At 61.2% G+C, this 14,128-nt stretch carries 14 protein-coding genes; 6 read left to right on the forward strand and 8 right to left on the reverse strand.

Annotation, left to right across the window (positions count from 1 at the left end; genetic code table 11):
• Positions 1-100: 100 nt before the first annotated feature.
• The gene (locus tag JQ628_RS10600) at positions 101-472 is read right to left on the reverse strand and encodes a DUF1330 domain-containing protein (protein ID WP_212222487.1); all 372 of its coding nucleotides are present in this window, start codon (positions 470-472) and stop codon (positions 101-103) included.
• A 198-nt stretch (positions 473-670) separates the two neighbouring features.
• On the opposite strand from JQ628_RS10600, the gene oxlT reads away from it, so the two are divergent.
• The 6 genes from oxlT to JQ628_RS10630 all read left to right on the forward strand — a co-directional run bounded on the left by oxlT (position 671) and on the right by JQ628_RS10630 (position 6,301).
• Positions 671-1,966, forward strand: a complete 1,296-nt coding sequence (gene oxlT / locus JQ628_RS10605) for an oxalate/formate MFS antiporter (protein ID WP_212222488.1) — start codon at positions 671-673, stop codon at positions 1,964-1,966.
• 264 nt (positions 1,967-2,230) lie between these two features.
• On the forward strand, positions 2,231-2,662 hold the full coding sequence (locus JQ628_RS10610) for a CBS domain-containing protein (protein ID WP_212222489.1): 432 nt from the start codon (positions 2,231-2,233) through the stop codon (positions 2,660-2,662).
• 104 nt (positions 2,663-2,766) lie between these two features.
• The gene (locus JQ628_RS10615; protein WP_212222490.1) at positions 2,767-3,789 is read left to right on the forward strand and encodes a 2-dehydropantoate 2-reductase; all 1,023 of its coding nucleotides are present in this window, start codon (positions 2,767-2,769) and stop codon (positions 3,787-3,789) included.
• Positions 3,786-4,559 (forward strand): fumarylacetoacetate hydrolase family protein, encoded by a 774-nt coding sequence (locus tag JQ628_RS10620; protein WP_212222491.1) that lies wholly within the window; start codon positions 3,786-3,788, stop codon positions 4,557-4,559. Before JQ628_RS10615 ends, JQ628_RS10620 begins: the two co-directional genes overlap by 4 nt.
• Before the next feature lie 430 nt (positions 4,560-4,989).
• A complete protein-coding gene (locus JQ628_RS10625) occupies positions 4,990-5,313 on the forward strand; it encodes a hypothetical protein (RefSeq protein WP_349628046.1) in 324 nt (107 codons plus the stop codon).
• A gap of 193 nt (positions 5,314-5,506) precedes the next feature.
• On the forward strand, positions 5,507-6,301 hold the full coding sequence (locus JQ628_RS10630; RefSeq protein ID WP_249127730.1) for a response regulator transcription factor: 795 nt from the start codon (positions 5,507-5,509) through the stop codon (positions 6,299-6,301).
• A gap of 43 nt (positions 6,302-6,344) precedes the next feature.
• Here JQ628_RS10630 and JQ628_RS10635 read toward each other — a convergent pair whose 3' ends face one another.
• The 7 genes from JQ628_RS10635 to JQ628_RS10665 all read right to left on the reverse strand — a co-directional run bounded on the left by JQ628_RS10635 (position 6,345) and on the right by JQ628_RS10665 (position 14,080).
• A complete protein-coding gene (locus tag JQ628_RS10635) occupies positions 6,345-7,850 on the reverse strand; it encodes an HlyD family type I secretion periplasmic adaptor subunit (RefSeq protein ID WP_212222492.1) in 1,506 nt (501 codons plus the stop codon).
• A 50-nt stretch (positions 7,851-7,900) separates the two neighbouring features.
• The gene (locus tag JQ628_RS10640) at positions 7,901-9,691 is read right to left on the reverse strand and encodes a type I secretion system permease/ATPase (protein ID WP_212222493.1); all 1,791 of its coding nucleotides are present in this window, start codon (positions 9,689-9,691) and stop codon (positions 7,901-7,903) included.
• A 118-nt stretch (positions 9,692-9,809) separates the two neighbouring features.
• Positions 9,810-10,319, reverse strand: a complete 510-nt coding sequence (locus JQ628_RS10645) for a hypothetical protein (RefSeq protein ID WP_212222494.1) — start codon at positions 10,317-10,319, stop codon at positions 9,810-9,812.
• 291 nt (positions 10,320-10,610) lie between these two features.
• Positions 10,611-11,810, reverse strand: coding sequence for a hypothetical protein (locus JQ628_RS10650; protein ID WP_212222495.1), 1,200 nt, complete (start codon positions 11,808-11,810; stop codon positions 10,611-10,613).
• A 248-nt stretch (positions 11,811-12,058) separates the two neighbouring features.
• Entirely contained in the window at positions 12,059-12,664 is a 606-nt protein-coding gene (locus JQ628_RS10655) for a hypothetical protein (RefSeq protein ID WP_212222496.1), read from the reverse strand.
• On the reverse strand, positions 12,661-13,329 hold the full coding sequence (locus JQ628_RS10660) for a hypothetical protein (RefSeq protein ID WP_212222497.1): 669 nt from the start codon (positions 13,327-13,329) through the stop codon (positions 12,661-12,663). The genes JQ628_RS10655 and JQ628_RS10660 overlap by 4 nt, the downstream gene beginning before the upstream one ends.
• A complete protein-coding gene (locus tag JQ628_RS10665) occupies positions 13,319-14,080 on the reverse strand; it encodes a MotA/TolQ/ExbB proton channel family protein (RefSeq protein ID WP_212222498.1) in 762 nt (253 codons plus the stop codon). The genes JQ628_RS10660 and JQ628_RS10665 overlap by 11 nt, the downstream gene beginning before the upstream one ends.
• Positions 14,081-14,128: the final 48 nt, after the last annotated feature.

Raw genomic sequence — 14,128 nt, forward strand, 5'->3', positions numbered from 1 at the left:
AGGAGCGCGATGACTGTTACCGGTCATCGCGCTCTTTCTTTTTGTGCGGGCGAGATTTCGCATATCGAGATTTCGCAAATGAAGGCCGCCAACGGCGCAGCTACGTGCACCCGTCGGCGAGCACCAGCTTGCTCGTCGTCGTAGCGTGTCGCACCCTGAACAGGTCCTGCGTTTCAGGGTCGCTCAAAAACGCTTCTGCGTTCTCACGTTCCGGAAATTCGATGATGACCATGCGTTCGGGTTTCCAATCGCCCTCAATGGCCGTCGGCTGAACTCCTTGAACGATGTATTTCCCTGAATGCTTTGCAATGAAAGCGGGGATCTCGGCGATGTATTTTCTGAAGCCCGCAAAATCATTCACCGACAGGTCGAGCACCAGGTACGCTTTCATCCCTTGAACCTCGCGAACCAATCCGCGCTGATCTTCGAAGGCTGCGCGCTCGCGCGCTGATGCCGCCCTGGCGAACCGCATCACGCACTTACGTCAGGTCAACCCACCACAATCACGACATTGCGCACGGCGAAATTTACTTGGCTTTGCAACACTTTCGGTCTTAAAGCGACGTGCCTGCGACATTTTGGCAAAAATTCTCTTGTCTGCTGGCATATAATATACCAGACTGCCTCCCGGCTGTCAGATCTAGATAGAGCAGCGCTTTGGGAGAAGATGATGACTGATACGGTTCAAGGAGCGGCGCCGACGAGTGCGGCGCGCGTCAGCGATACCTTTCGCTGGACGCAGCTGGCGATCGGCGTGCTCGCGATGGTGATGATCGCAAACTACCAATATGGCTGGACGTTCTTCGTTCCTGACATCCAGAAGAAGTTCGGCTGGGATCGCGCCTCGATCCAGTGGGCCTTCACCCTGTTCGTGCTGTTCGAGACCTGGCTGGTGCCGATCGAAGGCTGGTTCGTCGACAAATACGGCCCGCGCATTGTGGTGCTCGTTGGTGGTATTTTGTGTGCCATCGGATGGGCCATCAACGCCGAGGCGACGTCGCTGAGCGGTTATTACCTCGGCATGATCATCGCGGGCATCGGCGCCGGTGCCGTCTACGGCACCTGCGTCGGCAATGCGCTGAAATGGTTTCCCGACAAGCGCGGCCTCGCCGCCGGCATCACCGCGGCCGGATTCGGCGCGGGCTCGGCGCTGACGGTCGCGCCGATCCAGGCGATGATCAAGGATTCCGGCTTCCAGGCCACCTTCCTCTATTTCGGTCTCGGCCAAGGCATCATCATCGTGATCCTCGCCTTCCTGATGTTCTCGCCGAAGCCCGGCCAGGTGCCCGCCGTCGTGCAGAATGCCAACATCGTCCAGAGCCGGCGCAACTACCAGCCGACCGAGGTGATCCGTCAGCCGATCTTCTGGCTGATGTACTTCATGTTCGTGATCGTCGGCGCCGGCGGATTGATGGTCACCGCCAACCTCAAGCCGATCGCGGCCGACTGGAAGATCGACAACGTACCCGTGACGGTGATGGCCGTGACGATGACCGCGGTAACGTTCGCCGCCACCATCGACCGCGTCCTCAACGGCCTGACACGTCCGTTCTTCGGCTGGATCTCCGACATGATCGGACGCGAGAACACGATGTTCATCGCCTTCGGCATGGAAGGCATCGGCATCTGGGCGCTCTACATGTTCGGCCACGATCCATTCTGGTTCGTGATCCTCTCCGGCTTCGTGTTCTTTGCCTGGGGCGAGATCTACTCGCTGTTCCCCTCGACCTGCACGGACACCTTCGGTGCTAAATTCGCAACCACCAATGCCGGCCTGCTCTATACGGCCAAAGGCACAGCGGCGCTGCTCGTGCCGGTCGCCAACTACATGCAGCAGTCATCGGGCAGTTGGGACTCGGTGTTCCTGATCGCCGCCGGCGCGAACATCCTCGCCTCGCTGCTCGCGATCGTGCTGCTGAAGCCCTGGCGCAGAAGCGTGGTGACGGCCGCACAGACCTCCGCCTGATACGGACCTCCCTGAAGACTTGAAGACGCGCCCATTCCTCCCGGATGGGCGCGTTTTTTCATGCGCTCTCTGGCATACCTGAGCGCTTCCGATGGCCTCTATCCCGTTGCGCCGCGTTCATCACTCGGAGCGCAGGAATTCAAATAACGTCAGTATTACTGGCATTTCTTGCGATACCTGCTCGCAAAAATTAGCCTCTGGCCCGTTGACAATTGGCATATTGTATACCAGACTTGCGCATCGATTGAGCCCATGGAGGTTGCGATGCAAGTCGGAGATATCCTGCGCAAGAAGGCTGCACGTGTTGCAACGGTTCGGATGAACGAAACGGTCGCAATCGCCGCGCAGCTGATGCGCTCCAGCAATATCAGCGCGCTCGTGGTCAAGGACGTGGTGCGCACCGAAGGCAATACGCCGGTCGGCATGTTCACCGAGCGCGACGTGGTCCGCGCGATCGCGCAATACGGCGCGGCCGGCGTGCACATGAAGGTGTCGCAACTGATCTCGGTGCAGCAGCTCGTCTCCTGCTCGCCGACCGACACGCTCGAGCATGCGCGTCACCTCATGAACATGAATCACATCCGCCACCTCCCCGTGATCGAGGAATACAGCCTGATCGGGGTGGTCAGCATCCGCGACATCGCGACCGCGTTCGATGAAGAGGCAACTGCCACCAGGCAGAAGGTGCCGGCCTGACGAAGATATCGTCGGGTGCGCTACCCGCGCCTGCCTGAGACCTCCCGCTTCAAGCGCAGGCGCGCCCCCTTCTGCATCTTCATTTTTCGCGTTCGAGAGATTCCATGAAAATCTGTATCTACGGCGCCGGCGCGATCGGCGGCTATCTCGGTGTGCAGCTTGCGCGCGCCGGCGTGGACGTGAGCCTGGTGGCGCGTGGCGCGCATCTGGCCGCCATGAAGGCCAACGGCCTGAAACTCCTGATCGGCGACGAGGAGCGCGTGGCGCATCCGCGCTGCACCGATAATCCCGCCGAGCTCGGCGTGCAGGACTTTGTCGTCATCTGCCTGAAGGCGCATTCGATCACCGGCGTGCTCGACCAGATGCAGCCGCTGCTCGGGCCGCACACACGCGTCGTCACCGCCGTCAACGGCATCCCCTACTGGTATTTCCACAAGCACGGCGGCGCCTATGAGAATTCGATGCTGGAAAGCATCGATCCCGGCGGCCGGCAGTGGCGCGAACTCGGCGCCCATCGCGCGATCGGCTGCATCGTCTATCCCGCAACCGAGATCGAGGCGCCCGGAATCATCCGTCATGTCTATGGCGACCGCTTTCCGCTCGGCGAACCCTCGGGCGAAACGACCGACGACGTGCAACGCTTGTCGGAAATTTTCACCAGGGCCGGCATGCAGGCCCCTGTCCTCGACCGCATCCGCGACGAGATTTGGCTAAAGCTGTGGGGCAATGTCTGCCTCAACCCGGTCAGCGCCCTCACCCACGCGACGCTCGACGTGATCTGCTCCGATCCGGCCACGCGCGCGCTGTCGAAGGCGATCATGCTGGAGGCCCAGTCGATCGCGGAGACTTTTGGCGTCAAGTTCCGCGTCGACGTCGAGCGCCGCATCGAGGGCGCGCGCAAGGTCGGCGCGCACAAGACCTCGATGCTGCAGGATCTGGAACGCGGCCGTCCGATGGAAATCGATCCGCTGGTGACCGTGGTGCAGGAGATGGGTCGCCTGACCGGCATCCCGACGCCTGCGCTCGACACGGTGCTGGCGCTGGTCGCGCAGCGCGCCAAGATCGCCGGGTTGTATGACGGCACGGTTCGTCCCGCCACTCAAACGCAAGCGCCCGCTTTCGCATGACCGCCTGGGTACGTTTCCAACATCATGGCGAGAGCGGCTTTGGCACGCTCACGCCATCGGGCATCGCCGTATATGACGGCGAAATGTTCGGCGCTGCTACGCCGATGGGCCGGACGCTGGCACTCGAGGATGTCGAGTTGCTGGCGCCGACCGAGCCGAGCAAGATCGTCGCGCTGTGGAATAATTTTCACGCGCTGGCCGCCAAACTCAATCAGCCGGAACCGCCGGAGCCGCTGTATCTCCTCAAGGCCACCACGACGGTCGCCGCACCAGGCGCCGTGATCCGGCGCCCCGCCTCCTACAATGGCAAGACCACCTATGAAGGCGAGCTCGGCATCGTCATCGGCAAGACCTGCAGCGAAGTCTCTCCCGGCGAGGCCGACGACTTCATCTTCGGCTATACCTGCGTCAACGATATCACCGCCAACGATATCCTCACCCGCGATCCCACTTTCGCGCAGTGGGCGCGCTCCAAGGGCATCGACGGCTACGGGCCGTTCGGCCCGGTCATCGTTTCCGGCATCGATCCCGCAAAGCTGGTGGTGCGCACCATCCTCAACGGTGTGGAGCGCCAGAACTACCCGATCTCGGACATGATCTTTTCCGCGCAAGAGCTCGTCAGCCTGATCTCGCGTGACATGACGCTGTTGCCGGGCGACCTGATCGCCTGCGGCACCTCGATCGGCGTCGGCGTCATGAAGGAGCCGGTCAACACGATAACGGTCGCCATCGACGGCATCGGCGAATTGACCAACGAGTTCCGGCAATAGGCGGCCCGCCGCGCTTGCAGCAAAAGTTCGGGGCGGTCGCGCGTTTAACATGCAGTTAATACTTTTGCGCAAAGGATAAAGAACCAGCGCAACATTGTTAGATCGCCGCAAGAAGTGCGGGCGGAACTCAGGCTCCTGATGAGGGATTCGCATGAGAACGCTAGTCGTTGGTACTCTAGCTGTGACCCTGGTTGGCTGTAGCTGCCTTTTACCGCCACAAGAAAACGCGGACATATGCACGGACCCGAGCGGTTTCGGCTGTTTCAACAGGACGGCGGCCAGTCGGCCGATTGAACCGACGCCGGCGTCAACAAGAACCAGCTCCGCGACAACAAGAGCCAGGCCCGCCGTTGCGGCGAAGGCGGAAGAGCCGTCGACTGCCCGTGTCCGCGACAAGCCCCAGCTCGCTGCAAAACAAACAAAGCCCGCCGTGGTCGAAGCGAAAGCCGAGACTCCGGCATCAGCTCGACCCGCCGAGGATCCGGTCATTATCAAGGCGAAGACCACGATTGCCGCAAAGCTGGAAGACCCAACGTCTGCGGAGTTCGTTGAGATGAATCGGGCCATCCGCAAGAATACGCTCGGAAAGTCCGTCGACACGATTTGCGGCCTCGTCAAAGGAAAGAAAGCGTCAGGCGAAGATACCGGAGACAGGCCATTTCTGTATCTCGTCAAGGACGACGATGCATACGTCGTCGATGGCTCCGCGAATTCGGCGGCGGCGAGCGCGTATCGCAATATTTGCAGCAGCTAACCCGGCACGACGGAACCGCTGCCAGGATCCGCTGCAACAGACCAGAAGGTCCCTCGACGACGTTCCTGCGAACGAATTTGAAAGTCGGAAGCACGTCGCGATCAGCAGCAATTCGCTGTGACAGACTTCGCTCTATGGAAATGGAAATCAAACTGGTGGGGTGACTGAGCTATTCTCTGAATTCGGGGATATCATGGACGATTTTACCAATACCGCAGAACCAGGCCAAGCATCACAGAACCTGAGATCACAGAAACCACCGGTTCTCGTGATCATCGAGCAACATGTCCTGGCGCGCACCTGCATCATCAATATCCTCAAGAGAGAACTCACCGGGTTCGAAATCGTCGAGATGGCAACGACGAGTGGTCTGAGCTGGTTCTCGGGCAGGGATATCCGCCTGATCGCGCTGAATGTCGGAGACAAGGAGATCACCGACCCTGTGATTGAGGTCAGTCTCGCGTTTCTCGCAGAATTCTGTCCGAAAGCGTCCGTTGCCCTGCTATCAAACCGTGACGACGAGCCGACGATTTCAGCCGCGATGCGGCGGGGGGTCCGTGGCTTTTTCCCGAAATCGATTCCGGTCGAAGTAGCGATCGCCGGATTGCGCCTGGTTCTTGCCGGTGGGGTCTACCGACCCTTGCCGATCGTTGGGCAAAACGGTTCATCGAGTCCCAAGACGCTTTCGGAACACCTCGACGTTGCCGAAGTATCCGAAATCCACGAAGGCAACGGCGCAACGACGCCTGCGCCGGAGCGGACGATGGTCGACCTTACGCCACGCGAACAACACGTGCTCGACGCGCTGAAGCTCGGTCTACCCAACAAATTGATTGCTGTCAGGCTCAACCTTTCGGAAAACACCGTAAAAATGCATATCCGGCGCATCATGCGAAAATGTTCCGCGCGCAACCGCACCGAGGCGGTGATTCGCTGGAGCCGACGCACTAACGGTCATGCGCCACCCGCACGAGTGCCGTCATCTTGAGGTTGTCTGCGCTCGCCGGGCAGGTCTTCGTTCGAAACGCGCGCTAATCCTCGCGGAACGCACTGTTGAAGCTGTCGAGCAGAGGGCTGAGGGCGTAGAGCGCCACTGTCCCGCGACCAGTCTTGATGAACACCTGGGCCGGCATTCCCGGAACTATCTGGACTCCATGGATGCCGGCGACCGCCGTATCCTGCACGCGGATCTTCGCTGCGTAATAAGGTTGATCCGTGCGCTTGTCGACCAGACGGTCGGCAGAAACATGCATCACAATCCCGCGGCGCGGCGGTACCCGGCGTTGATTGTAGGGCAGAAGATTCACATCGGCGCTCAGTCCGGGACGAACCACATCGATGTCCTCGGGCCTGACGCGTGCAATCACGATGAGCCGATCATGCCGGGGCACCAGATCCACGAGAGGTGCGCCAGCGCCGATCACGCCGCCTGGTGTATGAATCCTCAGATCGGTTACCACGCCGTCCTCAGGCGCCTTGACCACCGTTCGTGAGAGTTGGTCCTCGGCCGCCTGTAGTCGCTCGCGCAACTGAAAAATCTGGTTTTGTACCTCGCGCAGCGACTGCGCGATCTCGTTTTGACGGTCATTCTCCAGTTTGAGGAGAAGTGCCTGGGATTCGTTGATGACCTGCCCGGCGCGCGAGATCTGCGCGACGATCTCGCCCCGCCGTCCCTCGATGTCGGCGATTTCTCGCTCGAGGTTGAGAAGCCGCGGGCGCCGCTCAAGCCCTTTGTTGACGAGCATGGCGACGGTCGCAGCTTCGTCGCGAACGATTTCGATGCGCCTCGATGCTGCGCTTTCCTGCGCCTGGAGACCTTCGATCTCCTTTTCCACCTGCGACCTTTTTTCCCGGTTCACGGCCGCTTGCGATTGAAAGACCTGCCGGCGCGTTTCGAAGATGGCTAGCTGGCCGGCAAGAATATCCGTGACCGATCGATTGGCGCGCTGTGCCGTCTCCAGCCTCGCCGGAAACGACACCCGCTCTTCTCCGTGCTGTTCCGCCTGTAGCCGCGCTTCTCGCGCCATCGCCTCCCACAACTGGCCCTGGAGGCTCTGGGCTTCGGCACGGGCCTTGGTATCCTCCAGCACGATCAGTGTTTGTCCCGTGCGGACAACGTCGCCGTCCGCGACCAGAATTTCCCTGATGATGCCACCCTCGAGGTGTTGAATCGTCTTGCGGCTCGACTCGGATTCGACGGTGCCGACAGCGATGGCGGCGCTCTCGAGGGGGGCATAGGTTGACCAGGCGCCGAGACCAACGACAAAGCCGAAAACCAGCAGATTTCCGGTCCAGGTGACACCGCGAAGCCGGTCGCGGAGCGCCGGCGGTGCCGATCTCAACCACCGTGGGGCCTCCCAAACCTCTGCGTGAGCGAACGCAATTTTCACACGATCCCAGCCTCTTTGGGCAATGAGATCAAAATGCCTGGTGTGAATCCAGATGATACGGCGCCACCGATCGCAGAACGCCGGCGCCCCCAATCTCAACCATCGTGAAGCCTTCCGAATCCAGATCCGGGCGAATGCAATTTTCATGCGATCCCGTTCCCTTCGGGCAAAGCGATAGGGAGAAGGCGTGCCGCCACTCATGGCGAGATCGGTTGCGGCGAGGCGCCAAGGCTGCCTTCGCTGTTCTGGTCCGAACGACCACACACCGGTTCGCGCGAAGCAACTTGCGCGCGGGCCAAACACCTCTCGAAAACTTCCCTGCTCTCGCCGAAAGCCGTAACCGCGCCGTCCTGCATGATGGCGATCTTGTCCGTTACGCCGAGGATCCCGATCCGGTGAGTAATGATGATGACGGTGATATTGGCCGCCTTCAGCCATTCAATGGCGTCGAAAAGCATGCGCTCGCCGAGCGCGTCGAGGCTGGAGTTCGGCTCGTCGAGGACCACGAGGTGCGGGTCGCCAAAGAACGCCCGTGCAAGGCCGAGCCGCTGGCGAAGCCCGCGCGGCAGATTGGCGCCTCCGCCAACGACGACCGTATCGTATCCCTGCGGCAGCCGGACGATCGTCTCGTGAATGCCGGCCAGCTTCGCCGCTTCAATGACCTTCTGCAAATCGGCGTCGTCCAGCCGTGCAATGATGTCCTTTATGGTTTCCCCGAAGAGATCGATATCCTGCGGCAGATATCCAACGCGCCGGCATTCGCCCGAATCCCGGATGGCTGAAATGTCGACACCATCGAGCAGGATAGAGCCTGCCGTTGGAGCGGAGATCGCAGTGATGACCTTGCCAAGCATGGATTTGCCTGAGCCGGATGGACCGATAATGCCCAGGCATTCACCGGGCGCGAGACGGAACGACACATCCTTCAGGAACATGTGGCTCGATCCCGGCAGTACGGCGCCGACATTGCTGACGATAAGATCGCCCCTTGGCCGGTCCGGGACGGCCTTGACGTACCTGACCGGGGTGACAGCGGACAGGATGTCGTTGAGCCGGCGGCAGGCGGCGAGAGCCATCGCGAATGCTTTCCAGCCCACGATCGCCCCTTCAATAGGCGCGAGCGCGCGTCCGAACAGCAAGCTCGTGGCAAAGATGATGGCGGGACTTCTGCTCTGTTCCAGGACAAGCCAGGCGGCAGCCCCCATGATCAGCACCTGCGCCAGCGCCCGCGCCGGTTTGGAAATCATCATGATGGTCTCGTGGCGGCGCTGGACCGTCCCTTGCTCGCTCCTCGCGTCCTGCGCAGCCTGGCCGATCAGGCGCGCGGCAGCGTCGAGCATTCCCATGGCCCTGATCACGTGAAGGTTTCCGATGGTCATGCCGAACCATCCCTGGCTCCTCGTTAGCGCGGCCGCCGACCGCGCCCGCGGGCCTTCCGTGAGCCAATCACCGGCAAGCCCCAGTCCGAGCAGGAAAAGCGCACTGAGCGCACCTATCGCTCCCAGCAAGGGATGTACGAGGAAAAGAACGCCAAGGAAGAGCGGCGTCCAGAGCGCGTCAAACAGGGTTGAACAGGCCCCGGACTGAGCGAACTGACGCAGGGCCGTGAGGTCGCGATAGGCCTCCGACGCCCGCACCCGATCGGCTTCATAGGCATATTTGAAGCTCGCCGAGAGCGCTGCCGGATGGAGTTCTTCTTCAAGCCACTCGCCCATGCGGCCCAAAGCAGCGCGGCGCAGTGCATCAAGCACGCCGCCGACCACGACGGCAAAAGCAACGATGAGCGTCAGCATCAGCAGCGTATCGCCGCTGCGGCTCGACAGCACGCGATCATAGATCTGAAGCAGATAGATGGAAGGCGCGAGCAGAAGAAGATTGTAGCTACAGCTATACGCGAAAACGAGTCCGAACGATCCCGCGCAAGCCCGCAAGGCTGCCTTCAGCGGCGTTCGCGGTGGTGACATCGTTTGCAGGCGAAGCGGTGGCATTGCGTTCCCGCCAGATATCTGAAGTCCGATCCTTCCCGTCCCGTTGTTCGCCGACTTCGCCGGCAAAGTGAGAACCGGCAGCCCCCGGCCGCCGGTTCTCTACTCTCGGAGGCGTCGATCAGCCGTGCCCCATGCCTGAATCGTCGATATAGTAGGTCTCGTGACTGTTGAGCGAGTCGCTCAGGATATTGACGTCAACGTCGCCGCCTTTCGCGGTGTTGTGGTCTCCGCCATTGCCGCCGACGCCGGCCCACACGTTCTGGCTCATGTCGGCCTTGAGATAGTTCTTCTGATAGGCCGACGTATCGGCGTCCACATAGGACTTGTTGTGGCCGCTGTCCGAGTCCTGGTCGCCATTCGATACGGCCTTTCCACCCTCTGCCTTGGAATACTTCTCCGCCTTCGCATTCGCGCCGCCGGCGTCCCAATAGGCCTTCTGATGAACCTGATCGCCGGTCTTGACGTCGACGTCGGCGCCATCAGCCTTGTTGTAGGGGTTGAATTCGATACTGGGCTTGCTGGTGATGTCTCCCTTGTTGACGCCGTCTCCGCCGTTTCCTGCGCTGTTGCCGCCGGTCGAAATCTTGAGCGCGATCGTGTCGGAAGGAAATGCCTTTGCCTTTGTCATGTCAGTCTCCCTGAGCTGGTTTGCACACTGTGCGTCCCAATGTGGACAGCAACGATTTTGGATTTCGATGCCGGATCGATCTAGCTGCCAAAGCTGATGCCATCCTTTGCGTACGGTGTACGCCTGAAATGCTGCCGCTCTCGCCGCCGGGATCTGGCGAACGCCAATGCCGCCAGCGCGTTTTCAAGCGAAAACCCACCCCGGGGCCTGGTCCGGGGTGGGTTCGGTCAAGAAAACGCGTCAAACAAGAGTCCGAAGGCCTCGCTTCGATTCTATCGAGACGGAAAAGCGCTAGGCATGATCGAGCAAGTGAAGGTCCGACAGCAACTGCATGGCGAAATCGCCGCCGAACGCGGCGTTGCCGTGGCCGCCGTCGCCACCGATTCCGGCCATCTGGATCGTGCTCTGATCGAACTGGACGTCGTTGGTCTGATGTGCGTCGGCGGTCGAATTGTAGCCGGCGACTGCAATGTTGATCGGGGCGTAGATGATCACATCGATATCGACGAGGCTTCCTGCGAAATGGCCGTCGCCGCCGTGGCCGGCGCTGTTGTTGCCGGTCTCGATGGCGTCAGAGCCAATCAAGTCGAGGAAAGAGAAGCTGCCCGCGGCCCCGCCACTCGCGGCGTTGTCGTTCCCGCCATCACCGCCGACGCCGGCCATCTGAACAGCGGATTGATCGATCACCACATTGTTTGTCTGATCAGCGTGAGCAGTGGAATTGTATCCCGCTATTGCGATGTTGATCGGATAGTAAAACGCAAACGTCGCGTGAACGAGGCCCCCATATGCGTATCCGTCGCCGCCATTTCCGGCGCTGTTCTCACCTGTACTGATCGCACCCGAAGCGCGAGACTCGAACGCGCCGACGCTTCCGCCTGATGCGGCATTGCCATCGCCGCCGTCACCGCCAACGCCCGCGATCTGGGTCGCGGACTGATCAAAATACGCGATGTTCGTCTGATGCGCGTCGGCCGTCGCATGGGAGCCCGCCACCGCAATGTTGATCGGGTTATAAACCGCGACAGGAGCATGCACCATGGCTCCGGAGAAATGGCCATCGCCACCATTACCAGCGCTGTTGTCACCAGTACCGATCGCGCCCCAGAGGCCGGGGAGGCCGAACCCGGGGACGCCAGCTCCGAACGCGCCGACGTTTCCTCCCGATGCGGTATTCCCATCGCCGCCATCACCACCAACTCCCGCGATCTGGGTCGCGGACTGATCAAAATACACAATGTTCGTTTGATAGGCGGCGCCTTTTGCATGGACGCCCGATTGCGCCACATTGAGTGGCTCGAAAGCAATATGGCGGCTGTCGATCAGGCTTCCGGAAAAATAGCCGTTGCCGCCATCGCCGGCGCTATTACCTCCCGTGTGGGCCGCGACTCTTGAGATCGGGTCCGCTAAGAACCACCAGCCTGGCACATCGTGCTTGAGCAGATGCTCACCCTCCATGCGGCCGCCGTCCCACACACTCCGATGATTCATGGCTGTTGTCCCACCGAGATCGCTTCGCGCCGACTGGACGGACGCCTCCCGCACTCGAGAAAAGAATGTGACCTCGGCAAGCGAAAAAGCCGAGTCGCCAATTCGGATCGCAATCGTTCGGACGTCAGACGCGATTTCGTCTACGTCCGTTCGGGTGTAGATGCCTCGCCCGGGCGGTCAAATGGGACTAGCAACCAGAGCACCCGCAAGGATCAAGACGCGGCCTCCAAAACGCGCAAGCCGCAAGATTACTGCTCGTCCTTCGGCGGCATCCGCGGCGGCAGTAATGGGGTGAACGAAACGGCCTCGCCGCTGCGCGGGGCGCTCAATCCTCCCCCCGTCGAGGGATCGCCCCCCGATGTGTCGATGATCGCGGTCGGCGTGATGTACTCCCTGACCGCTTCGAGCAGAGTGCCCTCGCCGGCGCCAAAGTCGGCGGCGCGGCCGCCTTGCGGGCGTCCTGCTGCAATTTCTCCGACGGCCCTGTCGGTCTTCTCGGCCAGAGCGCTGTTGTAGGGAAGCCGATAAGCCCTGGGAAGTCCGCTCGGCCGATTGCCGTCGTCGAGGGTTTCGACCCAGAGATAGATCGAACCGGGGTCCCCTTCGAGCGAGTGCGGCTCGACAATGCGCGCCTGCAACAGCTTGAAGGCCGCGGGCAACCTGTCTTCGCTGGCCCAGCCCATCAGGCTGCGCGCGCCGACGAAGCTGGCGATGTAAAACGCACTCGTCACCACCACCGCCACGGCTTTGACCGGCCAGGGCAAGCGGGCATAGACCAGAACGGCGAGCAGCAGCGCGCCGATCAGCGCATAGCCCACTGACAATGTAACGACGACCGATTGCAGGTTACTCACCGCGACATCCTGACGCCTGTCTTTGGATCGAGATCCGCCCCGTTGGATCGGGCGTTGCGGAAGGTTTCCAGCAGGGATTTCGGCCGCTGGTGCACATCGACCACCTTGCCCTCGGCATCGATCACGAAGCGCATTGCCGTCTTCTCGTGGCCGGTGTGATCGACCATCACCTTGTTGTCGAAGATCACCTGCGCCGTTGGATTGAGTTTCTGAACTTTCACCGATGCCGCCACCGGCTGTCCGGTCGTCGCCTGAAAGTGCGAAACATTGACGGTATACTCGCCGGCGACGATGCCGCGCACGGTGACGATTTCCTCGCGGATGGGAGTTGCAATCTTCTTTCCGTTGACGACGATGAAGTCGTTCGCGCCACCGCGGTCATCGCGGTCGAGCGTCAGGAAGCCGGCCTCGCGGCGGCGATACCAGGCGACGTTGCCGGCGGGATCCTGCACGAACAGGTCGAGGTCGTCGGGATGATTGTCGGGCCAATCCATCGTGATGATGAATTCCGCCTTTGAATCGATCTTGCCCTCCTTGGCATCCGGCGCGACGGCGAGCAGCGCCAGAAAGAACAGGAACGCGACGACCTGCAGCGCCTTGAACAGCATCACGCCGAGCGGATCGAACGCCTCCTCGCGCGGGTAAAGGCCGAATTCATCCATCATGGCGGCGTTCCAGTGCCGGCGTGACGTAGGTCTCCGTCATCATGACAGCGTCGGAAAACACCCGCTGGGTCGCGACATCGAGCATGTAGTACTGAATTCGGATCAGGATGGAGCCGGCCAAACCCGCCAGCGTCGTGTACATGGCGACCGCCATGCCATCGCTCATCAGCCCCATCGAGGATTTCATGGCGGCCTTGTCGGCCGCATCGAGCGTGGCGATCGGAGCCAGCATGATGATGAAGCCGATGATCGTTCCGAGCAGGCCGAGTTTCATCAGCATGTCGGAAACAAAGGCGCCAAAGCCGTTCGAACCGCGCAGCCGGTCGGCCAGCGCCCGCAGCAGCAGCGTCTGGTCGATCTGGCCAAAACCCTGCGCGGCGGCCTTGGTCACGAGGCTGCGGATATGATCCGGCACGAGGCCTTTCGGCATATTTGCCACGTCGCGATCGAGCGCCGCATCGGCGCCTTGTGCCGACAACAGTACGCGGCACCGCCTTGCCACCTCATCTTCCCGCGCGATCGCACGGGTGCGCCAGAAGCAATGGCCGCACGTGACGAGATAAAGCGCGACGATGACGCTCGAAATGTAGGTACGATCCGAGACCGCCATCAAATGGATCAGCCCATATCGCCACAACAGGACAACCGCAAAGATGGAAAGCCCGGTGAAAATCATCCACCGCAACAGGGCGCCGCGCTCGGGCGCGTTGATGTCAAGCACCGCGGCGCCAGCGCCGTTCGGGGAACCCATGCTGCTTCCTCCCTGGCGGGCGGCCTCATTGCGGCAGCCGCAAGGCTG

This window comes from Bradyrhizobium lablabi, assembly GCF_018129385.1.
Taxonomy (GTDB): Bacteria; Pseudomonadota; Alphaproteobacteria; order Rhizobiales; family Xanthobacteraceae; genus Bradyrhizobium; species Bradyrhizobium lablabi_C.

What these genes read in the sequence shown, in the direction of transcription:
- JQ628_RS10600 (WP_212222487.1), bottom strand. Translation starts at nt 472, where the DNA reads ATGCGGTTCGCCAGGGCGGCATCAGCGCGCGAGCGCGCAGCCTTCGAA.
- oxlT (WP_212222488.1), top strand. Translation starts at nt 671, where the DNA reads ATGACTGATACGGTTCAAGGAGCGGCGCCGACGAGTGCGGCGCGCGTC.
- JQ628_RS10610 (WP_212222489.1), top strand. Translation starts at nt 2,231, where the DNA reads ATGCAAGTCGGAGATATCCTGCGCAAGAAGGCTGCACGTGTTGCAACG.
- JQ628_RS10615 (WP_212222490.1), top strand. Translation starts at nt 2,767, where the DNA reads ATGAAAATCTGTATCTACGGCGCCGGCGCGATCGGCGGCTATCTCGGT.
- JQ628_RS10620 (WP_212222491.1), top strand. Translation starts at nt 3,786, where the DNA reads ATGACCGCCTGGGTACGTTTCCAACATCATGGCGAGAGCGGCTTTGGC.
- JQ628_RS10630 (WP_249127730.1), top strand. Translation starts at nt 5,507, where the DNA reads ATGGACGATTTTACCAATACCGCAGAACCAGGCCAAGCATCACAGAAC.
- JQ628_RS10635 (WP_212222492.1), bottom strand. Translation starts at nt 7,850, where the DNA reads ATGAAAATTGCATTCGCCCGGATCTGGATTCGGAAGGCTTCACGATGG.
- JQ628_RS10640 (WP_212222493.1), bottom strand. Translation starts at nt 9,691, where the DNA reads ATGCCACCGCTTCGCCTGCAAACGATGTCACCACCGCGAACGCCGCTG.
- JQ628_RS10645 (WP_212222494.1), bottom strand. Translation starts at nt 10,319, where the DNA reads ATGACAAAGGCAAAGGCATTTCCTTCCGACACGATCGCGCTCAAGATT.
- JQ628_RS10650 (WP_212222495.1), bottom strand. Translation starts at nt 11,810, where the DNA reads ATGAATCATCGGAGTGTGTGGGACGGCGGCCGCATGGAGGGTGAGCAT.
- JQ628_RS10660 (WP_212222497.1), bottom strand. Translation starts at nt 13,329, where the DNA reads ATGATGGATGAATTCGGCCTTTACCCGCGCGAGGAGGCGTTCGATCCG.
- JQ628_RS10665 (WP_212222498.1), bottom strand. Translation starts at nt 14,080, where the DNA reads ATGGGTTCCCCGAACGGCGCTGGCGCCGCGGTGCTTGACATCAACGCG.